Genomic DNA, 25,277 nt, shown 5'->3' with positions numbered 1-25,277 from the left:
GTTCTATCCCCGTGGGGACAATCGGAGACCGTCATGGCTATTCAACGCGTAACTTTCATGCGTCCGCTCATCGCCGTCGCGATGGTGGCTGCTTCCACCCTCTATGCCGTCGCGCAGAAGGCGCCGGTGCCGACGCGCGTGCGCGGCACGATCGAGAGCGTCAATGGCGACACCATGCAGGTCAAGTCGCGCAGCGGCGAGGACGTCAAGCTCCACATCGCCCCTGACGTGAACGTGTCGGGCATTACCAAGATTTCACTCGCCGACATCAAGGTCGGCTCCTTCGTCGGAGCGACCACCGTGCCGGGGCCGGACGGCGGCCAGAACGCGGTCGAAGTGCACGTGTTTCCGGAAAGCATGCGCGGCACCGGCGAGGGCTCGCGGCCCTATGACCTCAAGCCCAACTCCAGCATGACCAACGCCACGGTGTCGGAGAGCGTGGTCGGCAATGACGGCCATACGCTGCTGGTGAAGTACAAGGACGGCGAGAAGAAAGTGTTCGTCGCCGACAACACGCCGGTCGTGACTTTCGTGCCTGGTGACAAGTCCGACCTGAAGGCCGGCGCCAAGGTGATTGCGTTCCTGAAGCAGCTGCCGGACGGCTCGTTCGAGACCAACCGCGTCAGCGTCGGCCGTGACGGCCTGACGCCGCCGATGTGAACGTTGCAGCCGGGAATAGCGGTGGTCATGCGGGGTTGCCGTATTGATCGCCGCAACCACCCTGGAGAGGACCGTCATGCCGAAGCTGAGCCATCTGATGCCACGTGTCGTCGTGGCCGCATTCGCCGCCTGCATTGCCGTCTCATCGGTCTCGGCGCAGCAGGCGCCGACGGTTCGTATCCGCGGCGCCATCGAGAGCGTCGACGGCAACACGCTGGGCATCAAGACGCGCGAAGGCAGCGATGTGAAGGTGCACATGACCGACAACGTCGCGGTCTTCGCCGTGGTGAAGACCTCGCTCGCCGAGATCAAGGAAGGATCCTATATCGGCGTGACCGGCATGCCCCAGCCCGACGGGACGCAGAAGGCGATCGCCGTGCACATCTTCCCCGAGAACCAGCGCGGCGCGGCCGAAGGCTTTCGTCCCTGGGATGCGCGCGCCAACTCAACCATGACCAACGCGACCGTGGCGCAGACGGTGGAGGGCACCGACGGCCAGAACATCACGGTCAAGTACAAGGACGGCGAGAAGAAGGTGGTGGTGCCGCCGGACACGCCGATCGTCACCTTCGTCGCCAGCGACAAATCCGAGATCAAGCCCGGCGCCAAGCTGATCATCTTCGGCGCGGCCAAGAAGGACGATGGTTCACTGGAAGCCAATCGCGTCAACGTCGGCCGTGACGGCATCACGCCGCCGATGTGAGGGATTGAGCGCTGAACTCGTAGGGTGGGCAAAGGCGCGCTTGCGCCGTGCCCACCATCCCTCAGCGAGCGAGACGGAAATGGTGGGCACGCTGACGCTTTGCCCACCCTTCGGCACCGCCGTTGTGGCTAGACCGCAATGATGTGATCGTCGATCTCGTCGATCCTGTTGACGCCGCACAGGCCCATGGTCGTGAGCAGCTCCTTGTGGATGATGTCGATCGCCTTGGCGACGCCGGCCTGGCCGCCGGCACCCAGGCCATAGGCGTAGGCGCGGCCGATCATGCAGGACTTTGCGCCGAGCGCGAGCGCGCGCATCACGTCCTGGCCGGAGCGGATGCCGCCGTCGAACATGATCTCCATCTTGTCACCGACGGCATCGACGATCTCGGGCAGCACCTCGATCGAGGACGGCGCGCCGTCGAGCTGGCGGCCGCCATGGTTGGAGACCACGATCGCCTGCGCGCCGGTCTTCGCGGCGAGCTCAGCGTCCTCGACGTCGAGAATACCCTTAAGGATCAGCTTGCCGGGCCAGATCGAGCGGATCCAGTCGATGTCGTTCCAGTTCAGCGCGGTGTCGAACTGCGAGTTGATCCAGGTCGACAGCGAGGTGATGTCGTCGCTGACCTTCAGATGACCGGCGAGATTGCCGAAGGTGCGGCGCTTGCCTTGCAGCACGCCCGACACCCAGGCCGGCTTGGTGGCAAAATCGATCAGCTTCGACAGTGACCATTCCGGCGGAACCGTCATGCCGTTCTTGATGTCCTGGTGGCGCTGTCCGATCACCTGGAGATCGACGGTCAGCACCAGCGCCGAGCATTTCGCCGCGATCGCGCGCTCGATCAGCGCCTTGATGAAGCCGCGGTCCTTCATCACGTAGAGCTGGAACCAGAACGGCTTCTCGACATTGGCGGCGATGTCCTCGATCGAGCAGATCGACATCGTCGACTGCGTGAACGGGATACCGGCGGCCTGCGCGGCGCGGCAGGCGTGGATCTCGCCGTCGCCATGCTGCATGCCCAGCAGGCCGACAGGCGCGAGCATCAGCGGCATGGTCGAGGGCTCGCCGAGGATCGTGGTCGAGGTATCGCGCTTGGAGACGTCGACCAGGATGCGCTGGCGGAACTTGATCGCCTGCATGTCCTCGCGGTTGGCGCGCAGCGTTTCCTCGGCATAGGAGCCGCGGTCGCAATAGTCGAAGAACGCCTTCGGCACGCGGCGCTGATGCAGCGTGCGAAGATCGTCGATACAGGTGATATGCTTCATGAAGGTTTCCCCGGCCCGTCTTGTACCCAAGAGTCTTGCATCGGAAGATCGAGGGGTCATCTAGCATGGTTGGATGCACAGCCAAATCGTTTGAGAGGAGGGCGTCATGACCAGGCCACGCAGCGAGCCGACGCCGGAAGAGATCAAGGAGAAGCAGGATCTCGACGAAGCGCTGGAGGAGGGCCTGGAAGAGACCTTCCCGGGCTCCGATCCGGTCAACGTCACCCAGCCGCCGCCGAGCCGCCAGGACGGCCATGTGAAGCGCTCCGGCTAGGGCGGGTTCCGCCAGGTTCCGCTATATCAGCAGGAAATATAGTGTTAACAATAAGTTACCGGGGCAGTTGTCCCCGGTTCCGTAATGATTCATCATATTTCTTGAAGCCAAGTTGGCCGCGAAGGCTTTATAAGAACTCAGCAAATCAGGGATGCGGGGCCTTTTCGGGCATCCCGTAGTTGTAAGGGGATCTCTGGTTGTTGCGTGGGGGACGATATGAGTCGCAAATATTTCGGGACTGACGGGATTCGGGGCCGCGCCAACGGACTGATCACGCCGGAGCTGGCGCTCAAGGTCGGCCAGGCCGCAGGCCTTGCGTTTCAGCGCGGTGACCACCGCCACCGGGTCGTGATCGGCAAGGACACGCGCCTGTCCGGCTACATGATCGAATACGCGATGGTCGCGGGCTTCACCTCCGTCGGCATGGACGTGCTGCTGGTCGGCCCGATGCCGACGCCGGCGGTCGCGATGCTGACCAAGTCGATGCGCGCCGATCTCGGCGTGATGATCTCGGCCTCGCACAATCTGTTCGAGGACAACGGCATCAAGCTGTTCGGCCCGCAAGGCTTCAAGCTCTCCGACGACGTCGAGAAGCAGATCGAGCAGCTGCTCGACGAATCCCTCGACAAGCGGCTGGCACAAAGTGCCAGCCTCGGCCGCGCCCGCCGTATCGACGGCGTGCATGACCGCTACATCGAATTCGCCAAGCGCACGCTGCCGCGCGATCTCTCGCTCGATGGCCTGCGCGTCGTGGTCGATTGCGCCAACGGCGCCGCCTACAGGGTGGTGCCGGAGGCGCTGTGGGAACTGGGCGCCGACGTCGTGCCGATCGGCGTCGAGCCGGACGGCTTCAACATCAACAAGGAATGCGGCTCGACCTCGCCGGAAGCGCTGTCCAAGAAGGTGCGCGAGATGCGCGCCGACATCGGCATCGCGCTCGACGGCGACGCCGATCGCGTCATCCTGGTCGACGAGCGCGGCCATCTCGTCGACGGCGACCAGCTGCTCGCGGTGATCGCGCAGAGCTGGAAGGAAGACGGGCGGCTGTCGCGCCCCGGCATCGTCGCCACCGTGATGTCCAATCTCGGGCTCGAGCGCTTCCTCAAGGGGCACGGGCTCGATCTCGTGCGCACGCCGGTCGGCGACCGCTACGTGCTCGAGCAGATGCTGAACGGCGGCTACAATCTCGGCGGCGAGCAGTCCGGCCACATCATCCTGTCCGACTACGCCACCACCGGCGATGGCTTCGTTGCCGCACTCCAGGTGCTCGCCGTGGTGCAGAAGCTGCGCCGGCCGGTGTCGGAAGTCTGCCACCGCTTCGATCCGCTGCCGCAGATCCTGAAGAACGTCCGCCACAAGGGCGGCAAGCCGCTCGACGATTCCGACGTCAAATCGGCGATCTCCGACGGCGAGAAGCGGCTCAACGGCCACGGCCGCCTCCTCATCCGCTCCTCCGGCACCGAGCCGGTGATCCGCGTCATGGGCGAGGGCGAGGACCGCCTCCTGGTCGAGGACGTCGTCGACACCATCGTCTCCGCGCTCGGACATGCGGCGGCCTGAGCTTGCGGCCATCCTTCGAGACGCCCGCTTTCGCGGGCTCCTCGGGATGAGGTCGTGCTTCTCGGCGAAATCCTAAACCCTCATGGTGAGGAGCCCGCGAAGCGGGCGTCTCGAACCATGCAGGCCGCGTTGCTTCGCGGTAAAATCGGACCCGCGCATCCCAGCCATGGGCGATTGGCGGTGGTTCCACCGCCGCTTGCATCGTAACAAACGGATGCGGCGGTTCGCCGCGCCGGATCGCCCCATTGAACAAGCCTGTCGTCGTCTCCGAGGAAACGCTGACCGAGCCCGTCGTCGTCAGCGACGTTGCGCCCGCCGCCACGGCAGCGGCAGGGCCGGCCTATGTCGTGCTTGTGGGCATCAGCTTCTCGCACTTCCTCAACGACACCATGCAGTCCCTGATCGCCTCGGTGTATCCGATCCTGAAGGACACCTACGCGCTCGACTTCACCCAGATCGGCATGATCACGCTGGCCTTCCAGTTCACGGCCTCGCTGCTCCAGCCGGTGGTCGGGCACTATACCGACAAGAAGGCGCAGCCTTACTCGCTGTCGATCGGCATGGCCTCGACCTTCTTCGGCCTGCTGCTGCTCAGCGCCGCGCACCAATATCTCGTCATCCTCGTCGCCGCCGCGCTGGTCGGGCTCGGCTCGGCGGTGTTTCACCCGGAATCGGCGCGGATCGCGCGGCTCGCCTCCGGCGGCCGCTACGGCTTTGCGCAATCGGTGTTCCAGCTCGGTGGCAGCTTCGGCACCTCGATGGGGCCGGTGCTGGCCGCGCTGATCGTGGTGCCGTTCGGGCAGGGCAGCATCGCCTGGTTCTCCTCGATCGCGTTCCTCGCGATTCTGATCCTCTGGCGCATCGGCCGCTGGTATGAGCCGCAGATCAAGGCGAAGAAGACGGCGACGGTTCAGGCCCATCCCGACGCGCCGACCTCGCGCCGCGTCGCGGTCGCGCTTGCCGTGCTGGTGGCGCTGCTGTTCTCGAAGCAGCTCTACGTCGCGAGCCTGTCGAGCTACTACATCTTCTATCTGATCGATCGTTTCGGCGTGTCGACGCAGGCGGCGCAGATCTATCTCTTCATCTTCCTCGCCGCGAATGCGGTCGGCGCATTTCTCGGTGGTCCCCTCGGCGATCGCTTCGGCCGCAAGATCGTGATCTGGATCTCGATCCTGGGCGCGCTGCCCTTCACGCTGGCGCTGCCCTATGCCGGGCTCCATGCGAGCGCGGTGCTGTCGGTCATCATCGGCCTGATCATCTCCTCGACGACGTCGTCGATCATCGTGTTCGCGCAGGAGCTGGTGCCGCACCGCTTCGGCATGATCTCCGGCGTGTTCTTCGGTGTCGCCTTCGGCATCGGGGGCCTCGGCGCCGCCGTGCTCGGCAAGCTCGCCGATCACACCTCGATCGAGTTTGTCTACCGGGTCTGCGCCTGGCTGCCGGCGATCGGCCTGCTTGCGGTGTTCCTGCCCAGGCTGCCGCGGCACGCGCGTTAACAGATCCTGCTTCGCCGCAACGCGGCTTCATACATCGTTAGCAATTGCGGGGACGGCAGAGCTCCGGGCGCTGCAATTTTGCAACGCTTGCACCGCATCCGCGTGTGTAGTCAGAAAAAATCAACCTTAAAAATTAGGGTTAAGTGGCGCTTAAGCATTTGGTGCCATCGTCCTCGCGTGAGTTTCCAGAACGTGAGGCGCTCGTATTTTGCCTCACCGGCCATAAGGACGAAGCCAAATGCGTAGCGTTAAGTCTCTCCTTGCCGCGGGTGCGGCTACCCTGATCTCGTCGATGGCGTTTGCCGCCGACATGCCGATCGCGGCTCCGCCTCCCATGTACGCGCCGCCGGCTCCGCCCGCCGACTTTGGCGGCTGGTATCTCCGCGGCGACATCGGCATGACCAACCAGAGCGCCAAGCGCATCGACAGCGCCCTGCCGGTTGGGTATTCGAAGACGACGGAGGGGATCGGCTTCGACTCTTCGCCCCTGTTCGATCTCGGCGTTGGCTACCGCTTCAACAACTGGTTCCGTACGGACGTGATCGGCCAGTACAGGGGCAAAGCCACTCTGCACGGCAGCGACAACGTCGTTGGACCCGGCTTCGTCGGCGTCAACAATTACAGCGGCAGCAAGTCCGAGTGGGTCGTGATGGCCAACGCCTATGTTGACCTCGGCACCTGGTGGTGCATCACGCCGTTCATCGGCGCCGGCGTCGGCGGCTCCTACAACAAGATCAGCGGCTTCCGCGACGATGGCGTGTCGTACAGCCCCGGTCTCAACAACAGCGTCGCCTACTTCGGCGACAACGGAAAGTGGAACTTCGCCTGGGCCGCTCACGCCGGTCTCGCCTACAAGGTCAATCCCGGGTTCACCGTCGAACTGGCCTACAGCTACATGAATCTCGGCGACGGGGCGCCCGGCAACTACCGCCTGTTCGACAACAGCGCTTCGGGCCCGACCTCGATCAGGGTCAGGGAAATCACCTCGCACGACGTCAAGCTCGGCGTGCGCTGGGATCTCAACAGCCCGCCGGCCTACATGCCGCCGCCGCTCGTCACCAAGGGCTGATCGCAAGCCTTATCGACTGACAAGCCTCATCGCTTAGGACTTCTTAACGGCGCGGGATCATCCCGCGCCGTTTTGCTTTGCGTATTTTTCATGGCGAGTGGCGACGAAAGCGGTCGGCGCAACCATTGGTTAAGGTTAACGGGCCATGATCAAGAGCGAAAAGTTCGAGTTCGATGGAGCGTCGGGATGCGTAGGCTTTTGTTGGCGGTGGCGATGCTGGGGACGGTGTCTGCCGCGCATGCGGCCGATCTCTCCGATCTTCCCATCCTGCGCGGCAGCGTGACCGACGGCTTGAGCAAATCCTACGTCAATTGGCAGGGAAGCTATATCGGCGCCCAGGCCGGCTATGGCTCGTCGGACGAGAACTTCAACGGCTCGACCAGCAACATGATGGCGGCGCTGCTGGCCGATACGTTGATCGAGAGTTCGATGGGCGTGTCTCAGTGGAATCTCGGACTCGGCAAGGCTTCGCAGCGCAGTAGCGGCTTCGGTGCCTTCGTCGGGTACAACGCGCAGTGGGACGACGTCGTGTTGGGTCTCGAAGTGAGTTGGTTGCATGGCAAGTTCGGCGGAATGTCGTCGGCCAGCGAGAGACGGGTCAGCGCCACTGCTCTGTCCGACGGTAACTTCCATGATGTCACGGCGACCTCCACGTCCTCGATCAGCATCAGCGACATGGGAACGTTCCGCGGTCGCGCCGCCTACGCCTGGGGATGCTTCCTGCCCTACATGTTCGGCGGGCTCGCGCTCGGCAACGCCGACATTGTGCGCACGGCCAATGTGCAGGATCGTGTCAGCACGACCCAGTTGGGGACTTACACGGCGCTGGTACCGTTGAGCTCGACGGATGCCCAGCACAATCACCTGATCTACGGCTACACTGCGGGCCTTGGCGTCGACATCAACCTGGTCGGTGGCGTGTTCATGCGGGCCGAGTACGAATACATCCGCTTTACCTCGGCGGTCGACACCAGCATCAACACCGTCCGCGCCGGCCTCGGCTACAAGTTCTGATCTTGTACGCCGGGGGTGATTGACAGGCCTTGTCAGTCCTGATGCTCTGTCGCTCCAAAGTGGGGCGGCGGCGATGAAGATCTACGGCGACACGAATTCCGGCAATTGCCTGAAGGTAAAGTGGGTCTGCGACAAGCTCGCGCTGCCTTACCAGTGGATCGACGTCGATACCCGCAAGGGCGAGACGCGCACGCCGCAATTCCTCAAGATGAACGGCGCCGGCCAGGTGCCCACCGTCGCATTCGACGACGGCCGCACGCTGGCGCAGTCCAACGCCATCATCCGCTATCTCGCGCGCGACAGTGCGCTCGTTCCGCACGACGCCTTCACCGCGGCCAAGATGGATGAATGGCTGTTCTGGGAACAGTACAGCCACGAGCCCTATATCGCGGTGTGCCGCTTCCAGCTCGTCTATCTCGGCAAGGACACATCCGAGCTCGACGCGGAAAAGGTCAAGCGCGGCTATGCGGCGCTCGACCGCATGGAGCAGCATCTTGCGGCGAGCCGCTTCTTCGCCGGCGAAGAGGTCTCGCTCGCCGACGTCTCGCTGCTCGCCTATACGCGTCTCGCGCATGAAGGCGGCTTCGATCTTGGCCGTCATGCAGCCGTCCGCCGCTGGATCGGCGAGGTCGAAGCCTGGCTCGGCCTTCCGCCGGCGCGCTGAGCCTGGAGTTTTCCCGACATGAACGACAAGTCCGTCTCCATCCGTCCCGCGCGCCGCGATGACGTTGCGGCGATCGTCGCCATGCTGGCCGACGATCATCTCGGTCGCGCCCGCGAGCGCATCGAGGATCCGCTGCCTGCGTCCTATTACCAGGCGTTCGAGCGGGTCGAGCGCGATCAGAATCTCACGCTCGTCGTCGCCGAGAGCGAGGGCAGGGTGGTCGGCTGCCTGCAACTTGCGATCCTGCCGGGCATCAGCTCGCAAGGCGGTATCCGCGGTCTGCTCGAAGACGTTCGCGTTGCTTCCGATTGCCGCAGCCGCGGCATCGGTGAGCAGTTGGTGCAATGGGCCGTCGCGGAAGCGAAAGCGCGCGGCTGCAATCTGGTCGAACTGCTGACGCATCAGACGCGCGTCGATGCGCAGCGCTTCTACAAGCGACTCGGATTCACATCGAGCCATGTCGGCATGACTGTCCGCTTTTGAGGCGGCGCGTTTTGAGGCAGTTCATTGCGAGCGTTGTGCGATCAGCGAAATCGGATCGCGCGTTCGTTCATCTTAAGAGCTGATAAACTACCCGTTCGTCGTTCACGTTGATTGGGGAACGAAGGGTGCTACGCAGCGTCAGGACACCGGGCTCGGTCGGTTCGGGGATTTCGATGACAAGTTATTCGATGATCAAGGTCGGCAACGATTACGTTGTGCAGGCCAACGACAAGTGCATTTTGAAGGTCGGCAGCCGTCGCCGTGCGGCGCAATTGATCAGCGATGCCACGGACTTGCTGAACGCGCTCGCTGCCGTGGAATCCCCCGATATCGTGCCGGAATTGCCTTCACTCCGCCGTGAGCCGCCGGAAGTTTCTTGACTGGTCTACCCGATTCCCGTATCAGCCGCGGCGGGACACCTCCCCCCAACGGGAGGCTTACTATCTGGAAGGGTAGATCATGACCGTAGCGAAGCCCGCTTCGCGGCCGAACGTGCCGCATTTCTCCTCCGGCCCCTGCGCCAAGCGCCCCGGCTGGAACGCCCAAAATCTCAAGGACGCAGCGCTCGGCCGTTCGCATCGCGCGAAGGTCGGCAAGACCAAGCTCAAGCTCGCGATCGATCTGACGCGTGAAGTGCTCGAGGTGCCCGCCGATTACCGCATCGGCATCGTGCCGGCGTCCGATACCGGCGCGGTCGAGATGGCGCTGTGGTCGCTGCTCGGTGCACGTCCGGTCACCACGCTCGCCTGGGAATCCTTCGGCGAGGGCTGGGTCAGCGACATCGTCAAGGAATTGAAGCTCAAGGACGTCACCAAGCTCAACGCGGCCTATGGTGAAATCCCCGACCTCTCCAAGGTCGATCCCAAGAGCGACGTCGTCTTCACCTGGAACGGCACCACCTCCGGCGTGCGCGTGCCGAACGCCGACTGGATCAGCGCGACCCGGGAAGGCTTGACCATTTGCGACGCCACTTCGGCCGCGTTCGCGCAGCCGCTCGACTGGGCCAAGCTCGACGTCGTCACCTTCTCCTGGCAGAAGGCGCTCGGCGGCGAGGCCGCGCACGGCATGCTGATCCTCTCCCCGCGCGCGGTGGAGCGGCTCGAGACCTACAAGCCGGCCTGGCCGCTGCCGAAGATCTTCCGCATGACCAAGGGCGGCAAGATCAACGAAGGCATCTTCGTCGGCGAGACCATCAACACGCCCTCGATGCTCTGCGTCGAGGATTATCTCGACGCGCTGAACTGGGCCAAGTCGATCGGCGGCCTCAAGGCGCTGATCGCGCGCGCGGACGCCAACACCAAGGTGCTCGCCGACTGGAAGGCGAAGACGCCCTGGATCGACTTCCTGGCCAAGGACGCCGCGATCCGCTCCAACACCTCGGTGTGCCTGAAGTTCTCCGATCCCGCGATCACCTCGCTCTCCGAGGACGCGCAGGCCGACTTCTCCAAGAAGCTGGTCGCGCTGATCGAGAAGGAAGGCGCGGGCTACGACTTCGCGTATTACCGCGATGCGCCGGCAGGCCTGCGCATCTGGTGCGGCGCCACCGTCGAGGCCAAGGACGTCGAGATCCTGACGCAGTGGATCGACTGGGCCTTCGCCGAGACCAAGGCCACGCTCGCCAAGGCGGCTTAGTTGTTGTCTTCGCCTCTCCCCGTTCTTACGGGGAGAGGCCGGGTCGCGCAGCGATCCGGGTGAGGGGCTCTCTCCACGAGCACCTCGCCTGTGGCTGCCCCTCACCCCAACCCTCTCCCCGTAAGAATGGGGAGAGGGAGAGCAAAGAGCTTCAGAGCACTTCTTCATTCCGGCCCGCGGGCCGATCCTCCCTTAGGGACGGCGAAGGACACATCCCATGACCAAGCCCAAAGTTCTCATTTCCGACGCGCTCTCTCCCGCTGCCGTGCAGATCTTCAAGGACCGCGGCGTCGAGGTCGATTTTCAGCCCAACCTCGGCAAGGACAAGGACAAGCTTGCCGAGATCATCGGCAATTACGACGGCCTTGCGATCCGCTCCGCGACCAAGGCGACCGCCAAGATCCTTGAGAAGGCGACCAGGCTCAAGGTGATCGGCCGCGCCGGCATCGGCGTCGACAACGTCGAGATTCCCGCCGCCACGGCGAAGGGCATCATCGTGATGAACACGCCGTTCGGCAATTCGATCACGACCGCCGAGCACGCCATCACGCTGATGCTGGCGCTCGCCCGCGAGATCCCGCAGGCCGACGCCTCGACCCAGGCCGGCAAGTGGGAGAAGAACCGCTTCATGGGCGTCGAGATCACCGGCAAGGTGCTCGGCGTCGTCGGCTGCGGCAACATCGGCTCGATCGTCGCCGATCGCGCGCTCGGCCTGCGCATGAAGGTCGTCGCCTTCGATCCGTTCCTGTCGCCGGAGCGCGCCAAGGACATCGGCGTCGAGAAGGTTGAGCTCGACGATCTGCTCAAGCGCGCCGACTTCATCACGCTGCACACCCCGCTGACCGAGAAGACCAAAAACATCATCGACGCCGGTGCGATCGCCAGGATGAAGAAGGGCGTGCGCCTGATCAACTGCGCGCGCGGCGGCCTCGTCGACGAGCAGGCCGTGGTCGACGCGCTCAACTCCAAGCACATTGCCGGCGCCGCCTTCGACGTCTTCGTCGAGGAGCCCGCCAACGCGAACGTGCTGTTCGGCCATCCCAACGTGATCTGCACGCCGCATCTCGGCGCCTCCACCAGGGAAGCGCAGGAGAACGTCGCGCTCCAGGTCGCCGAGCAGATGTCGGACTACTTGCTCTCGGGCGCGATCTCGAATGCGGTCAACTTCCCCTCGATCACGGCGGAAGAAGCGCCGAAGCTGAAGCCGTTCATCACGCTCGCCGAGAAGCTGGGCTCGTTTGCCGGCCAGCTCACCGAGACCGGTATCTCGAAGGTCACCATCACCTATGAGGGCCACGTCGCCGAGATGAAGATCAAGGCGATCACCTCCGCGGTGCTGTCGGGCCTGCTGCGGCCGATGCTGGGCGAGGTCAACGTCGTCTCCGCGCCCGTCGTGGCCAAGGAACGCGGCATGGTGGTGGACGAGATCGTGCGCGCCGCGCAGAGCGACTACGAGAGCCTGATCACCGTCACGGTGGCGACGGAGCGCCAGGAGCGCTCGGTCTCCGGCACCGTGTACCATGACGGCAAGCCGCGACTGGTCGACGTCAAGGGAATCCGCGTCGACGCCGAGTTCGGCAAGTCGATGATCTACGTCACCAACGAAGACAAGCCGGGCTTCATCGGCAAGTTCGCGAGCCTGCTGGGCGATGCCAAGATCAACATCGCGACCTTCCATCTCGGCCGCGTCGCGCCGGGCAGCGATGCCATCGCGCTGATCGAGGTCGACGGCACAGTGCCGGCGGAGCTGCTCGCCAAGGTGCAGGCCCTGCCGCAGGTCAAGCAGGTGAAAGCGCTGACGTTCTGAGATATCGGCATATTCCGACCCGCGGAACAACGCCGCCTCCCTCACCGGGGGCGGCGTTTTTATTTTTCCCGCGACCGCCGGACTTTGTGTACCAATGGCGCCCAGAACGCCTCGTACCAACGCCTCCGTACCATCGTCGAAAGGGAGAAAACAATGCGTGAAGCCGTCATCGTTTCCTATGCGCGCACGGGCCTCGCGAAATCCGGCCGCGGCGGGTTCAACATCACGCCGCCGATGTCGCTCGCGGCCCATGCCATCAAGCACGCGGTCGATCGCGCCGGTGTCGAGAAGGACTATGTCGAGGACTGCTATCTCGGCAATTGCGCCCACGGCGCGCCGAACATCGGCCGCCAGGCCGCGCTGCTCGCCGGGCTGCCGAAGACCACGGCCGGCGTCTCGGTGAACCGCTTCTGCTCCTCGGGGCTCCAGACCATCGCGATGGCCGCCAACTCGATCCGCTCCGACGGCGCCGACTGCATCGTCGCGGGCGGCGTCGAGAGCATCTCGATGCCGGGCGGCGGGACGCCGAAGGAATCGATCGATCCGGAGCTGCTCAAGGTCGCCCCTGATATCTTCATGGCGATGATCGACACCGCCGACATCGTCGCCGAGCGCTACAAGCTCAGCCGCGAATACCAGGACGAGTTCTCGCTGGAATCGCAGCGCCGCATGGCTGCCTCCCAGCAGGCGGGCAAGTACAAGGACGAGATCGTCCCGATGAAGACGAAGATGAAGGTCGTCGACAAGCAGACCAAGGCGGAATCGATCGTCGATTACGTCGTCGACCGCGACGAGTGCAACCGGCCCGAGACCACGCTGGAGGGCCTCGCCAAGCTCGAGCCGGTGAAGGGCCCCGGCAAGTTCGTCACCGCCGGCAATGCCAGCCAGCTCTCGGACGGCGCCGCCGCCGTCGTGCTGATGGAAGCCAAGGATGCCGAGAAGCGCGGCCTCAAGCCGCTCGGCCGCTTCGTCGCCTGGGCGACCGCCGGCTGCGAGCCCGACGAGATGGGCATCGGCCCGGTGTTCGCGATCCCGAAGCTGCTGAAGCGCACCGGCCTGAAGATCGACGACATCGATCTGTGGGAGCTCAACGAGGCCTTCGCCAGCCAGTGCCTCTACTCGCGCGACAAGCTCGGCATCGATCCCGCCAAGTACAACGTCAACGGCGGCTCGATCGCGATCGGCCATCCCTTCGGCATGACCGGTGCGCGTCTCACCGGTCACCTCCTCCAGGAAGGTGCGCGCCGCAAGGCCAAGTGGGGCGTCGTGACCATGTGCATCGGCGGCGGCCAGGGCGGCGCCGGCCTGTTCGAGATCTACAGCTGATCCACGCCACGTGAATGTGAAAGGCACGGCGCCACGAACGCCGTGCCTTTTTCGTTGCGCAGCAATCGTCACGCAACTATACGTCTCGTGTCGGAAAAGGCAGACTTGGTCTGGTAAGCCCAAGTCCTTTCGGTAACGAAAGCTCTGGTCATTGGCCTTGTGCACGAGATCCCCGCGACGAACGTCGGACGCCACGCAGGCGCCCAATCGTTCGTCCGTGTGATTCTCAGGCTTCAGGGAACGCTCCGGTCGAACATCGACCACAGGAGCGTCTCATGCAAACCCAATCCCCGAATCTGCAATCCTCGATTCCACACGACGTCATCATTGCCGGTGCCGGCCCCGTCGGCCTGTTTCTCGCGTGCGAACTGCGGCGCGCGGGTCTCTCGGTCCTGGTGCTGGAGCAATCACGGAATCCGCATTCGGCCCTGAAGCAACTTCCGTTCGGCCTGCGTGGCCTTTCGGTTCCCTCAGTCGAGGCCTTCTACCGGCGTGGCTTGCTGGACGAGATCGTGATCGCGCAGCGCGCAAGCTCAGGCGCGATCACGAGTGCGGCCCACTGGATGCAGCAGGCGCGCCGGCCCGCAGGTCATTTCGCCGGCATTCAGTTCTATCAGGACGACATCGATGCCGCGAAGTGGCCCTGGCGTTTGCCGACGCCGGCGGATGCCAGCATCGCGGTCGATATGGAAACCCTCGAATTCGTTCTGGCCGCGCGCGCATGCAGCTTGGGCGTCGAGATCCGGCGCGGCTTCGGCGTCAATGCCATCACCGCTTCAGACGAAGATGTGACGGCGCAGGCGGCTGGCGAGACCTTCCGCGGACGCTGGCTGGTCGGTTGCGACGGCGGCCGCAGCGCGGTGCGCAAGCTGAGCGGATTCGATTTCGTCGGCACCGATCCCGAATTCACGGGCTATTCCATCGACGTCGAACTGGCCGACCCGGACAAGCTTGTCCCGGGTCGCAACCATACGCCCACGGGCATGTACACCTACGCGCCATCAGGGACGATCGCGATGGTCGATTTCGACGGTGGTGCCTTCCATCGAACCGAGCCGATCACGCGCGAGCATGTGCAGAGCGTCTTGCGCCGCGTCTCCCGCACGGACGTCACCGTCACCGCCCTTCGGCTTGCCGCGACCTGGACGGATCGGGCGCATCAGGCAACAACGTATCGCAAGGGGCGCGTGCTGCTGGCGGGCGATGCCGCTCACGTCCATTCGCCGCTGGGCGGCCAGGGCCTCAATCTCGGTCTTGGCGATGCGATGAACCTGGGCTGGAAGTTGGCTGCTGCGAGCCGCGGCGAGGCGCCGGCGAATCTCCTCGATAGCTATTCGCGCGAGCGGCATCCTGCCGGTGCGCAGATCCTCGACTGGTCGCGCGCGCAGGTCGCGATCATGCGGCCGACGCCGAGCACGCGCGCGCTGCAGGCCATCATTCGCGATCTCATCGGGACCCGGGACGGTGCGACCTATTTCGCCGAGCGGGTGCGCGGCGTTTCGCTCCGCTACGATCTCGGCGGTCGCCATCCGCTTGTAGGCCGCAGTGTTCCCGATTTCGAGTTGTCTGACGGCACGACGGTCGGTGAACGCCTCAGGACGGCGAAAGGCATATTGCTGGACTTCGACGCGCGTGCATCGCTTCAGGCGCTTGCAAGCCGCTGGAGCGACCGGGTTAATTATGTCGCCGATGACGTCAGCGACCGGCTGGGTTTGAGCGCCGTGCTGGTGCGCCCCGACGGCTTCGTGGCCTGGGCCAGTGACGGCGCACCCGACCATGAGGAGGTCGCTCAGGCCGTGGCGCGATGGTTCGGCGAATCCACGGCGGCGCGCGGATATCCCTGAGCGCCGCCGCGCGTTGCCGCGATCGACCCCTCACGCCCCCGCCAGCGCCGGTGCGAACACCACTTCGATCAGCGTGCCGGAATTGGCCGCGCTCTTGATGTTGAACCGGGCGCGGTTGGCTTCGACCAGCGCCTTGGTCAATGACAGGCTGAGCGCCGAACTGTCCGCGGCATCGCCCGGTGGCGGCGTGCGGAACGGCTCCATCGCGGCGGCGACCTCGCGCTCGCTGAGGCCGTGGCCGGTGTCGCGGATCCGCAAGGCAATCTCGCCGCGATCGGACAGCGCGGTCGAGACGATGACCTGGCCGCCGGCGCTGGCGAGCCGGATCGAGTTCGAGATCAGGTTCACCGTGATCTGCCGCATCGCGCGCGCGTCCACGCTCACCTGCGGCAGCGCATGCGCGAGCGAGGTGCGGATGATGATGCGCTCGCGATTGGCCTGCGGCTGCATCACCGTGACACAGGCTTCGACGAGATCGTTGAGGTTGAGGTTGGCGAAGGAGAGGTCGAGCTTGCCGGTCTCGATCCGCGACAGCTCCAGCAGATCGTCGATGATGGTGATCACACGCTCGCCGGAGGCGCGGATGTCCTTCATGTATTCGCCGTAGCGCTCGTTGCCGAGCGCGCCGAAGCGTTCGGAGATCATCACCTCGGCGAAGCCGATGATGGCGTTGAGCGGCGTGCGGATCTCGTGGCTGATCCGCGCCAGCATGTCGGCCTTGGCATTCGCCGCGCCGTTCGCGAGATGGCGCGCCTGCTTCAATTCGCTCTCGCCCTGCTTGGTCTGCGAGAGATCGCGGAACACGGCGAAGAAGTTCGGGCCGTCGGGCCGCGTGCGGCCCATGATCATGGCGAGTGGAATGACGCCGCCCTTCTTCTCGCGGCCCAGCACCTCGCGGCCGTGGTCGAGCAGGCTCGATATGTCCTGGCTCTTGAGGTGTTCGAGATAGTCGGCGACGATCTGCTGGCTCTCCGGCGCGAACAGCGTCATCAGGGTCTGCTGCATCAGCGCTGCGCCGTCATAGCCGAACAGCGCCTCGGCGCTGCGGTTGCAGGCGTGGATGTTGCCTTCGGCATCGAACATGACGATGCCCTCGGCCGTGGTGTCGAGGATCGCGGCGAGATCCTCGGCGTCGGCATCGCCGGCCTCGGGCTCGACCGTGGGCGCGTAGGGAAAGGACTCCGCGACGACGGTAGATCCGGCAACGACAGGCTCGGCGACGACGGGCGGCGCAGCGACAGCGAGGACCGCCTGCGGCAGCGCGCAGATCAGCGCATGCGCGCTCTCGCCGTCCCAGTCGATCGTGTGCAGGTGCGCTTCGGTGGTCGGAAGCGGCGCTTCGCCGTTCGCCACCGTCGCGCTGATCGTGACAGGCGTGCCGGCCTGCGACGTGCTGCTCGCCGACGATACGCCCGGCTCGACATAGAGCGCATCGAGCCCGCCGGCATATTCCAGCGCGCCCAGATCGGCATAGCCCATGCGCGCGAGGAAGGCGGGGTTGGCGTAGAGCAGCCGGTCGAGCCGGTAGATCAGGATGCCCGTCGGCAACAAATCGAGCAGCGCGCGGTCGCGCACGCTGTGGCCGTGCGCGGGCGGTGCGGGCTCGGCCAGCCATTCCGGCGGCTGCGGCGCCTCGGGCTCCGGCAGCGGCGGCTCGGGCGCACTCTCCGCGGCCGGCGGCTCGGACGTGCCGGCTGCGATCGTCTCGCGCTCGCGCTCTAACCGCTCGGACAATTGCCGCGCGAGCTCGTTGAACGCGCTGTTCTCGACCGGGGTCAGCGTCGGCGATCTCTGATCACTGAGTGATCTGACATCGCCGGGTGGACGGAACGGCACGACATTGGGAGGCGTTTCCACTGGCGTTTCCGGATCGGTTGGGTGTGAATTCGCGTCGGGGGCGGGGGCGGGGGCGGGCAGGTCAGCTTCAGGCGTCGGCTCAGGCTCGGCTGCGGGCGGCTCGCCCGGTGGCGGCGGGGCCTCCGCCACGGGCTCGGGATCGGGCGCGACGATGTCGGCGGAGAGGCCGTGCTGTGCGGACGGCGCGGCGAACTGCTCGAACCGCCGGAGCGCCTCGAGCCGGTTGAGGCCATCGAGATCGCGGCAGACCCCAAAGCCCTTGAAGCCGGCAAAGCTACGCGCGTGATCGTAGACGGGCAGGCCTGCAAGCTCGACCGGCAGATGCTCGCCGCCATCGGCCGGCCAGTTCACGGTGATCCCGGCCCAGGTGTCGCGGCTGGCCAGCGCCTGCGCGACGCGGCCCTCAGGGTCGAGCGCAAATTCGTCGGCGATCTCGCGCCAGGGGCGGCCGAAGCCGGCGGCCGTGCGAGCGCCCATCAGGTGGATGAACTCGCCGGTTGCGAGCACGAAGCGGCCGTCCGCATCCATCTGCCACAGGAAGCGCAGCGGATGCTGACGCGGTGCGGGCGGCTCTGCGTGGCCCGGCGGCGGTTCGACCATGTGTGAGGTGATTGGCGCGGCCTGCGGCGACACGATGGCTTCGGCCAAGTTTTCAACCGGAGTTTTCGGCGCGATGTCGGCGGCCTGGGCGAGCGCTTCCTGCTCCGGCTCTTGCTCCGGTGCCTGTGCGGTCTCTTCGATGGGATCGGCGAAGGCGTCGAACAATGCGATCCCGGCCGGCACCGCTTCGGATGGCGGCGGCGCGCCCGGCATCGCCGCGGCGTGCGGCGCGGATTCAACCGGCGCTTCTGCTGCAGCATCCGGCGTGCTCTCGGGCGCGGCCGCAGGCTCGATCAGCGCGACCAGGCCGACATCGGCACCCACGCCGACCCGTTGCAGCACCATCTTGCCGATGCCGATCGGCGTCTCGGCGCGGCCTGTCGTCAGCGCATCGCTGCGGGTCTGGTCGAGGCCGGCATCGCCGAGATCGCGAAAGCCGAGCAGGGAATGGGCGGCTTCGCTGGCGCCGACGAACAGGCCGTCGGGCGCGAACGCCGCCATCGGCACCTTGGCGCCGTCGACGAGACGGTGCAGCCGCTCGACCAGCGGCATGGCGCGCAGCGTCGGGTCCATCGCGGTGACGAGCAGACCATGCTGGCCATCGGCAAAGTCGAGGCGGGCGCAGGCGCAGGTCATCAGCGTGCCGAGGCGGGCACCGAAGCCGCGCAGACGTTCGAGCCTGACGGCGCCGTTCGCCGGCAGCTGGCGGGCGAGCCGGGCGACCTGGCGGCGATGGCTGTCCGCCGGGCCGAAGATCCTGTCCGCGAGGGCTGTGGCATTGGCCGCGCCGAACAGTTTTGCGCCGACCGGATTGGCCCAGAGCACGCGCGTGCCGTCGATCGACCAGAGCCAGGCGGGCAGCGGCGAGGTCGCGTGCACGGCCAGCCGGGGATCGCCCACGCCTCGCAACTGGAAATCCGAACTCGTCATCCGACCGGCTTCAAGTCTCGCTTGTCAGCATCATTGTGCAAGGCCGCCGGAATGACAGCCTTAAGAAAGGGTTAGTATCGCGCGCGGGCGCGGGCAGGTCCACGGCCCCGGTCCCGGCAGCCGGCCCTAAGCCGCGATAACCTTAATCCGGCCGAACCCGCAAGCCGCACATCGATTGCATCCGCAGGATTCGCTGGCGGGGCTTGTCAAACCGGCTTGCCGAGGCGACGCGATCTGCACCCTCCCCTGGAGGGGGAGGGTCGGCTCGCATCGAGCGCAGCGAGATGCGAGACGGGGTGGGGTGACAGTCTCTCCCCGGATGCGCCGCCCGGGTGGAGGGATCACCCCACCCCGCTCGCGCTTCGCGCGATCGACCCTCCCCCTCCAGGGGAGGGTAAGACGCCAGCGAGCGCCGCCTTCACCACGTTTTCCGCACCGGCATACCTCAACCACCGGTCCCCTCGCTGAGGAACCTCATCCTCACCGGGATTAAATTTTCTCGCCGCTGCCGGGATCACATTGCGGTGCACAATGTTGACATGTTAGGCAGCGATACTCTTGGGCGCTGGACGAGCCATTCGTTTGTTTCGCGTTTCCAGTCTTCGTTCCCGCTGAATTTGAGGCCTAGGTCGGGGCCGGCGGGCAGCGCCAGAAGGCTCACTCCATTTTTCATTAGCGTGAGGGACCAACCATGACAGCTGCGACTGATCCGTTTTCTGCCTCGATCATCCCGTTCGAGGTTCCCGAGCAGATGCGTGCGTTCGCCGAGAAGGGCGTGTCGCAGGCCCGCGAGAGCTACGCCAAGTTCAAGGACGCTGCCGAGAGCCACAACGGCACCGTTGAAGCCGTGTTCACCTCGGCCAACAAGGGCGCGAGCGAGTACACCGCCAAGCTGGTGGAGTTCATGAAGGCCAACAGCAGTGCCCACCTCGACTTCGCCCAGGAGTTGTTCGGCGTGAAGTCGCCGTCGGAGGCGTTTTCGCTGTGGTCCAACCATTCCCGCAAGCAGATCGAGACCTTCCAGTCCCAGGCCAGGGAGCTGTTCGAGATCGGCCAGCGCGTCGCTGCCGAGACCGCCGAGCCGATCAAGGCCAGCGCCTCGAAGCTCTACCCGCCCGCCGCCTGATCCAGGCGCTTGGTTAAAATAAGAAACCCGGGCCGCGAGGCCCGGGTTTTGTTCTGGAATAAGGTGATTTCCGCCGGATTTTAGGTCGGTTACGGCCTTGCCAAACCGGGCCGTTGCACCTAGTTTCCGCCCCGTCCAGCCCCCTTAGGTCGACGGCCTTTTCAGGCAGCCCTTGAGGGCGGCTCGCAAGGATGCAGTTGTAGCTCAGTTGGTTAGAGCGCCTGTCTGTGGAACAGGAGGTCGGTGGTTCGAGCCCACCCAACTGTACCATGGTTGCGGAAAACGCAATCATCTCAGCATCTTCTTGATAGACCGAACGAATTTGCGCTGCCAAAATACAAAAGGCTGCACAAATGGCGTTGCGAATGGTTGCGTTAAATCGGTCCGCAGATGGTCGGTGGTTTGCTCGGAAGGGCGTGCCTGCAGACGTTCGCGAAGAGTACCAGCGGCTCTATGGCACCAAGCGCGAGGCGCATCTCAAGCTTCCGGCCGGCACCCCCAAGCACGAAGCTAAGGCTCGCCTCGGTGAGTGGGAGGCTGAGGTCGAGACGCGGATTGCCACCCTGCGAGCCCAAAGGCACGGCAAGGGCCAGCCGCTCACCAAGCTCAACGCAATCGCTCTCGCGGGCCGCTGGTACAACTGGTTCGTAAAGCAGCATGAGGCGGACCCGGGGCAGCCTAAGTATTGGCGGGACTTCGGTGACCACCTCGTCTGGAACGTCATTCGCCCAGAGGCGCCAGAAAGCTATGAGGAGGATTCGAGGTCGGACCCGCACGCAGACTGGCAGAACGACCCAGAGGTGCGGGACGCCGTAAGGCCGCAGATCGCCGAGTTAGCACGCGTCGCCACCTTTCTCGCCAGCGAGGGGAAGGCACTGAACTCGACCGCGTATGCCCTGTTCGCGGATGCTGTCAGCGACAATCTCTTGCCCGCGATCCAGCTACTAGAGAAGCGAGCCCAGGGCGACTACTCCCCAGACGAACGGCCCGACAGCTTCCCGCCTTTCACAGACGGGGCCCCACGCGCGCCGAGCGTGAGCTGCTGGGAGCTTTTCGAGGCCTTTGTTATCGCAACGAAGCCTGCGCCTAAGACGGTGACCCGATGGCGTGCCGTGTTCCTTGAGATGCAGCGGGCGTTTGCAGAGGTCGGGGCAAATGGGATCACGGAGGACGCCGCGCGTAAGTGGGTGCATGGCCTGATCACCCAGGAGCGTCAGCCGATCACCGTGCGCGAGGTTTGGTTGTCATCCTCTCGGCGAGTGTTCGGATGGGCTCGCGAGCACAAGCGCGTTTCGATGAACCCCTTCAAGGAAGTCCGGGTGGATGTGCCACGAAAGGTGCAAACCCGCGAGGAGGGCCGCAGCTTCACCGATGCGGAAGCAAGCACCATCCTCAAAGCGAGCCTAGCTGTTCAGAAGTCCACAACACCTACAGAACGGACGCGCCGTTGGGTGCCGTGGCTGTGTGCCTACTCAGGAGCGCGGCCTGGAGAGATCACGCAGCTGCGGGGCATCGACGTAGAGGACCGCAAGGGTTTGTTCGTGATGAAACTCACGCCTGACGCCGGCACAATCAAGACGGCAAAGCCTCGCACCCTGCCCATTCACGAGCACCTGCTGGCCCAAGGCTTCATCGAAATGGTGAAGCAGGTAGGGAAGGGCGCGCTGTTCTACAATGACAAGACGCCACAGCGAGTGAGTGCAGATCCCCTCAAGCCGTCGCGGTCCCGCGCGGACACTGCCCGAGCGCACCTCGGAGAGTGGGTGCGAGGCTTAGGCGTCAATGACCCCGAACTCAGCCCTAATCATGCGTGGCGGCATACCTTTAAGCGTCGTGCTGATGAGATTGGGATGCCCGAGAAGATGAACGACGCCATAACGGGACACACGCAGGCCACTGAGGGCCGCAAGTACGGCGCGCCGAAGCCGGCTGCTATGGCCGAGGCACTGAAGAAGTTTCCTCGATACAAGCTCGATTGATGGTGTTTGCCCAGAGGGACCGTCACGTGTCTCTCGCGGGAGTGTACGGCGTACACGTGGCGAGCACGACCGGCAGGGCATTGGGCAATGCCGGCATCACATGAAAGATCCCGCACTATGCCTAGCATCACCGCGAAGACCGCCACTGCCTTAGTCACGAAGGCTCTCACTGCCGGATGGGCCCTGGAACAAGCAGGGTCGCGATGGTACGCGCGACTTGAGACTCTGCCATGGGTGCCCGCCGTCGCGTGGAGGCTCTGTGCCCGCATAAGGGCCGCAGGGGAGGCTCTGGAGACCTTCGCTGGGCGCGTTGCTCCTCGGCTCGGGGTCGATATGGTCGCCGACGTGTTGGACCCCCGCATTGCGCGTGCGATCTGCGCCTAAGAGCTGGACTTAGGAAAAAGCCGTCTCTGAGGGTCTTCTAACAGAGACCTTTGGGACGGCCTTTGGGCCGCGAGTTCCGAGAACTCCGCTGTTCATGAGACCTTAGGCTGGTGCCGACGCGGCTTGTGCTTCCATTGCTGTCTTAGTTAGAAATGGAGCAGACACAACTGGGGGCTGCAATGAAAAATACTCGGAGAGTTACCGTTGCGATTGTTGGGGCATTTTCGGTCCTAGCCTGCAACGCGCACGCGGAATCACTCGAATCGAGTGCTGTACTTGAAAAGCTGGCAGCTCTCGAATCGCGGGTAGCTTCGTTGGAGCGTAAGAACCAAGAATATAAGCGCCAATTGGATCAAGCCCACAGTCAACTCCGCGCCGAGCCAGTGACAGATGTTCGTCAGGCGAATGCTGCGTTCCCGGTGAAGGGAGTCGTGTCAGCGGCTACGCCAGCCGCGCAGACCAGCTGGACAGGGGCATTCTGGGGAGGCTCCGTTGGCGGAGCTGCAACCAAGGCCAGCACTAGATCGGACGAACGAACTACGCAGGGGAACACAGCCAGCGTACCGCCCTTCGATTTGTTTGGATTCAACTCGTTGGATCTGTCCGGGACAGCGAAAAATGGTGGTGGCTTTATCGACTTGTTTGCTGGAGGTGACGTGCAAGTGTCACGGCTCGTCATTGGCGGACAGCTTGAAGCGACTGTCGCCGACTTGAACTTTAGTTCATCTGGGACGCGGAGCTTAACTTACTTCAATTCCGCAGGGCCGACCGGCGCTACGGCAACAGGCGATTACCGACCGCAGGTAACCGCACATTGGATGGCGTCTGCCTTGCTGAGAGCCGGTGTTCTTCTCGATGAGAACACGCTGCTCTACGGACTCGGCGGATGGACCTTTGCGCAGTTCGAAGCGCGAAACCTCACTGATAATCCTTTCTACCAACCCAACGAGACGTTTTGGGCGAGTGGACCGACTGGGGGCGTTGGGATTGAGCGTAGGTTGGACGCGAATTGGCGCGTTAGGGCTGAATATCGGTACACAAGTTTCGACGCCGCCAGGACTCAAGATCGGTTCAATTGGGTTTCTGGTACTGCCACGCAGACTTATGCACGGGCGACGCAATATGATCAGTCTATGCAGTCCGCGCGCATAGGATTTGCTTACGCATTCAATCCGCTCAGATGACCGCATGTGGCCGAACTCAGAAGGCTGCACCGGAGGGAAAGCCTAGATACCCTTCGGTGTCCCGCGTAAGTTCCTCCCACGGAGTTCGGCGAATGTCGCATTGATCTCTCCCCCTAGTTGAGATTGGCTGCCTCCTAGGGGGAGGATTCTAATGCGTTGGATTGCGATTATTGGGGTGTGCCTTGCCGTGGGCAGCATGTTTGCGCAGTCGTCGCTCGCAGCCTGCGGAGACAACGGTGGCCCAGGATACCGAAACCAATCCGGAAAGTGTGTGGGCTGGGAGGCCCTTGCGCGTCAGTGTGGAAACCCGCCCTCAACGAAATGCACGCCTGAACGCGTCGCTGAGGGCTCTGGAGATGCTGCGGCGAAGGGGGCAACTATCCGCTCTCTAATGGATCGCTCCCATGAAGCAAAGAAGCCACCGGCAAATCCCTAGTGCCTCAGCCGGTTAACCCTCCGCTGGGCCCGCGCTTCCGAAACTAGTGCCACCCCTTGATCTCGCGCGGCAGTTGCGTTTGGATATATCTCTCTGGGGGGAGGAAGAAATGCGTTGGCCGGGAATTGCAGTGCTCTGTGTGGCACTGGGGGGATGTTACGCAACGGGCGCAGATGTTCGCGCCAAGCTGGGACAAGACTACGTCGGAAAAAATGTGGATGCTCTTGTCGTTCGGTGGGGACCACCCGCAAGTAGTTTCAAAATGAACAGCGGCGAAACCGCTTATAGCTGGCAACTGGCGAGTGCGAGTTCATTTTCGGTCTCTCGTGACGGCCAATCGAGCGCATCCGGAAGTTCGCGCGGCTATGCTTGCAAGGTCAATGTCGTTGCAGCGCCGAGCGGAACGATCAAAAGTCTCGATACTGAAGATAAGGACAATAGCCTCTATTACGGGCCCATTCCTACTGGGGTCCAGCTTGGCAGCATTTGCGCAGAGCAACTTGGAATGAAACAGTAGAGGGGTGGCGCTTCTGATTGGCCCGATGCCAAGCTGCTTATCGATTGTTATGCGTCGAACATCGCGGCTCGTTCTCGTTGCTCTGTTTGCGTTCGTCACGCCAGCCACTGCGGCAATTGAGCCTATGGGCATCCATGTGGGCCGCTCCGCGGGCGACCTATATCAGTGGCAGAGGATCGATTTTCGATCTTCGGGACTTCCCCCGCGGAAAAGGCCGCAAATCAAGGTTGGCATCCGTACCAAGGGCCCTAGCATGCAGGGCCTCATTCGTATTCCGGGCGCACCAGCATCAAATTTTGACACAGGTAAGGGTCTGACCGTTGTGGAGCTGATCAATGTTGGAGATGAAGACAAGGGCTATCCAGAAATTGTCGCTTTGGAAATCCTGTTCACGCAGACTACCCTAGGACAATCATACCAGGTCTTTGCAGTCGACTAGTATCTGCGCTGTGGTCTTGCGTGAGGAG

The 25,277-nt window shown here is 64.0% G+C and carries 21 protein-coding genes and 1 tRNA gene; 20 read left to right on the top strand and 2 right to left on the bottom strand.

The window, feature by feature from the left end:
• Positions 1–33 precede the first annotated feature (33 nt).
• Positions 34–660, top strand: a complete 627-nt coding sequence (locus tag NLM25_RS39080) for a hypothetical protein (protein ID WP_254140428.1) — start codon at positions 34–36, stop codon at positions 658–660.
• A gap of 76 nt (positions 661–736) precedes the next feature.
• Complete coding sequence (locus NLM25_RS39075) at positions 737–1,363, top strand: hypothetical protein (protein WP_254140427.1); 627 nt, start codon at positions 737–739, stop codon at positions 1,361–1,363.
• A gap of 128 nt (positions 1,364–1,491) precedes the next feature.
• On the opposite strand, the gene NLM25_RS39070 is transcribed toward NLM25_RS39075, so the two are convergent.
• Positions 1,492–2,628, bottom strand: coding sequence for an alpha-hydroxy acid oxidase (locus NLM25_RS39070; protein ID WP_254123220.1), 1,137 nt, complete (start codon positions 2,626–2,628; stop codon positions 1,492–1,494).
• A gap of 106 nt (positions 2,629–2,734) precedes the next feature.
• Here NLM25_RS39070 and NLM25_RS39065 point away from each other — a divergent pair, with 106 nt between their 5' ends.
• From NLM25_RS39065 to NLM25_RS39010, 12 genes are all read left to right on the top strand, one after another.
• Positions 2,735–2,902 carry a hypothetical protein gene (locus tag NLM25_RS39065; RefSeq protein WP_254123219.1) on the top strand — a complete coding sequence of 56 codons (168 nt, stop codon included), beginning with the start codon at positions 2,735–2,737 and terminating at the stop codon, positions 2,900–2,902.
• A gap of 216 nt (positions 2,903–3,118) precedes the next feature.
• Positions 3,119–4,462, top strand: coding sequence for a phosphoglucosamine mutase (glmM, locus tag NLM25_RS39060; RefSeq protein ID WP_254123218.1), 1,344 nt, complete (start codon positions 3,119–3,121; stop codon positions 4,460–4,462).
• Positions 4,463–4,707: 245 nt separating this feature from the next.
• Entirely contained in the window at positions 4,708–5,958 is a 1,251-nt protein-coding gene (locus NLM25_RS39055) for an MFS transporter (RefSeq protein WP_305887587.1), read from the top strand.
• Between the two features lie 238 nt (positions 5,959–6,196).
• Entirely contained in the window at positions 6,197–7,027 is an 831-nt protein-coding gene (locus NLM25_RS39050; RefSeq protein WP_254123217.1) for an outer membrane protein, read from the top strand.
• A 186-nt stretch (positions 7,028–7,213) separates the two neighbouring features.
• Positions 7,214–8,041, top strand: a complete 828-nt coding sequence (locus NLM25_RS39045; RefSeq protein WP_254140426.1) for an outer membrane protein — start codon at positions 7,214–7,216, stop codon at positions 8,039–8,041.
• A gap of 73 nt (positions 8,042–8,114) precedes the next feature.
• Positions 8,115–8,705 carry a glutathione S-transferase family protein gene (locus NLM25_RS39040; protein WP_254140425.1) on the top strand — a complete coding sequence of 197 codons (591 nt, stop codon included), beginning with the start codon at positions 8,115–8,117 and terminating at the stop codon, positions 8,703–8,705.
• A gap of 18 nt (positions 8,706–8,723) precedes the next feature.
• Complete coding sequence (locus tag NLM25_RS39035) at positions 8,724–9,188, top strand: GNAT family N-acetyltransferase (RefSeq protein ID WP_254140424.1); 465 nt, start codon at positions 8,724–8,726, stop codon at positions 9,186–9,188.
• A 188-nt stretch (positions 9,189–9,376) separates the two neighbouring features.
• Complete coding sequence (locus NLM25_RS39030; protein WP_254123213.1) at positions 9,377–9,568, top strand: hypothetical protein; 192 nt, start codon at positions 9,377–9,379, stop codon at positions 9,566–9,568.
• Positions 9,569–9,647: 79 nt separating this feature from the next.
• Positions 9,648–10,820 (top strand): phosphoserine transaminase, encoded by a 1,173-nt coding sequence (locus NLM25_RS39025; RefSeq protein ID WP_254140423.1) that lies wholly within the window; start codon positions 9,648–9,650, stop codon positions 10,818–10,820.
• A gap of 217 nt (positions 10,821–11,037) precedes the next feature.
• Entirely contained in the window at positions 11,038–12,627 is a 1,590-nt protein-coding gene (gene serA, locus NLM25_RS39020) for a phosphoglycerate dehydrogenase (protein WP_254140422.1), read from the top strand.
• Between the two features lie 153 nt (positions 12,628–12,780).
• A complete protein-coding gene (locus NLM25_RS39015) occupies positions 12,781–13,953 on the top strand; it encodes a thiolase family protein (protein WP_063687393.1) in 1,173 nt (390 codons plus the stop codon).
• Positions 13,954–14,228: 275 nt separating this feature from the next.
• Positions 14,229–15,797, top strand: coding sequence for an FAD-dependent oxidoreductase (locus tag NLM25_RS39010; protein WP_254140421.1), 1,569 nt, complete (start codon positions 14,229–14,231; stop codon positions 15,795–15,797).
• 30 nt (positions 15,798–15,827) lie between these two features.
• Here NLM25_RS39010 and NLM25_RS39005 read toward each other — a convergent pair whose 3' ends face one another.
• Complete coding sequence (locus NLM25_RS39005) at positions 15,828–19,184, bottom strand: PAS domain-containing protein (RefSeq protein WP_254140420.1); 3,357 nt, start codon at positions 19,182–19,184, stop codon at positions 15,828–15,830.
• A 691-nt stretch (positions 19,185–19,875) separates the two neighbouring features.
• On the opposite strand from NLM25_RS39005, the gene NLM25_RS39000 reads away from it, so the two are divergent.
• The 6 genes from NLM25_RS39000 (at position 19,876) to NLM25_RS38980 (ending at position 25,249) form a co-directional block, all read left to right on the top strand.
• Entirely contained in the window at positions 19,876–20,310 is a 435-nt protein-coding gene (locus NLM25_RS39000) for a phasin (RefSeq protein WP_254140419.1), read from the top strand.
• A gap of 193 nt (positions 20,311–20,503) precedes the next feature.
• A tRNA-His gene (locus tag NLM25_RS38995) sits at positions 20,504–20,580 on the top strand.
• A 146-nt stretch (positions 20,581–20,726) separates the two neighbouring features.
• Positions 20,727–22,289 carry a tyrosine-type recombinase/integrase gene (locus NLM25_RS44210; RefSeq protein ID WP_254140418.1) on the top strand — a complete coding sequence of 521 codons (1,563 nt, stop codon included), beginning with the start codon at positions 20,727–20,729 and terminating at the stop codon, positions 22,287–22,289.
• 536 nt (positions 22,290–22,825) lie between these two features.
• Complete coding sequence (locus NLM25_RS44605) at positions 22,826–23,857, top strand: outer membrane protein (RefSeq protein ID WP_375167866.1); 1,032 nt, start codon at positions 22,826–22,828, stop codon at positions 23,855–23,857.
• Between the two features lie 545 nt (positions 23,858–24,402).
• Positions 24,403–24,810 (top strand): hypothetical protein, encoded by a 408-nt coding sequence (locus NLM25_RS38985; protein ID WP_254140417.1) that lies wholly within the window; start codon positions 24,403–24,405, stop codon positions 24,808–24,810.
• A gap of 253 nt (positions 24,811–25,063) precedes the next feature.
• Positions 25,064–25,249, top strand: a complete 186-nt coding sequence (locus NLM25_RS38980) for a hypothetical protein (protein WP_254140416.1) — start codon at positions 25,064–25,066, stop codon at positions 25,247–25,249.
• Positions 25,250–25,277 lie beyond the last annotated feature (28 nt).

The sequence above is a fragment of the Bradyrhizobium sp. CCGB01 genome (assembly GCF_024199795.1).
In the GTDB taxonomy this organism is placed as follows: domain Bacteria; phylum Pseudomonadota; class Alphaproteobacteria; order Rhizobiales; family Xanthobacteraceae; genus Bradyrhizobium.
The sequence above is the reverse complement of the archived record's forward strand: the minus strand, read 5'-3'. Positions and strand labels throughout refer to the sequence as shown.

Bases quoted from the DNA above. Each gene is read 5' to 3' on its own strand.
- NLM25_RS39010 (WP_254140421.1), top strand. From the start codon at position 14,229: ATGCAAACCCAATCCCCGAATCTGCAATCCTCGATTCCACACGACGTC.
- NLM25_RS39015 (WP_063687393.1), top strand. From the start codon at position 12,781: ATGCGTGAAGCCGTCATCGTTTCCTATGCGCGCACGGGCCTCGCGAAA.
- NLM25_RS39080 (WP_254140428.1), top strand. From the start codon at position 34: ATGGCTATTCAACGCGTAACTTTCATGCGTCCGCTCATCGCCGTCGCG.
- NLM25_RS39070 (WP_254123220.1), bottom strand. From the start codon at position 2,628: ATGAAGCATATCACCTGTATCGACGATCTTCGCACGCTGCATCAGCGC.
- NLM25_RS38980 (WP_254140416.1), top strand. From the start codon at position 25,064: ATGCAGGGCCTCATTCGTATTCCGGGCGCACCAGCATCAAATTTTGAC.
- serA (WP_254140422.1), top strand. From the start codon at position 11,038: ATGACCAAGCCCAAAGTTCTCATTTCCGACGCGCTCTCTCCCGCTGCC.
- NLM25_RS39035 (WP_254140424.1), top strand. From the start codon at position 8,724: ATGAACGACAAGTCCGTCTCCATCCGTCCCGCGCGCCGCGATGACGTT.
- NLM25_RS39045 (WP_254140426.1), top strand. From the start codon at position 7,214: ATGCGTAGGCTTTTGTTGGCGGTGGCGATGCTGGGGACGGTGTCTGCC.
- NLM25_RS39025 (WP_254140423.1), top strand. From the start codon at position 9,648: ATGACCGTAGCGAAGCCCGCTTCGCGGCCGAACGTGCCGCATTTCTCC.
- NLM25_RS39040 (WP_254140425.1), top strand. From the start codon at position 8,115: ATGAAGATCTACGGCGACACGAATTCCGGCAATTGCCTGAAGGTAAAG.
- NLM25_RS39030 (WP_254123213.1), top strand. From the start codon at position 9,377: ATGATCAAGGTCGGCAACGATTACGTTGTGCAGGCCAACGACAAGTGC.
- glmM (WP_254123218.1), top strand. From the start codon at position 3,119: ATGAGTCGCAAATATTTCGGGACTGACGGGATTCGGGGCCGCGCCAAC.
- NLM25_RS44605 (WP_375167866.1), top strand. From the start codon at position 22,826: ATGGAGCAGACACAACTGGGGGCTGCAATGAAAAATACTCGGAGAGTT.
- NLM25_RS38985 (WP_254140417.1), top strand. From the start codon at position 24,403: ATGCGTTGGCCGGGAATTGCAGTGCTCTGTGTGGCACTGGGGGGATGT.
- NLM25_RS39050 (WP_254123217.1), top strand. From the start codon at position 6,197: ATGCGTAGCGTTAAGTCTCTCCTTGCCGCGGGTGCGGCTACCCTGATC.
- NLM25_RS39065 (WP_254123219.1), top strand. From the start codon at position 2,735: ATGACCAGGCCACGCAGCGAGCCGACGCCGGAAGAGATCAAGGAGAAG.
- NLM25_RS39005 (WP_254140420.1), bottom strand. From the start codon at position 19,184: ATGACGAGTTCGGATTTCCAGTTGCGAGGCGTGGGCGATCCCCGGCTG.
- NLM25_RS39000 (WP_254140419.1), top strand. From the start codon at position 19,876: ATGACAGCTGCGACTGATCCGTTTTCTGCCTCGATCATCCCGTTCGAG.
- NLM25_RS39075 (WP_254140427.1), top strand. From the start codon at position 737: ATGCCGAAGCTGAGCCATCTGATGCCACGTGTCGTCGTGGCCGCATTC.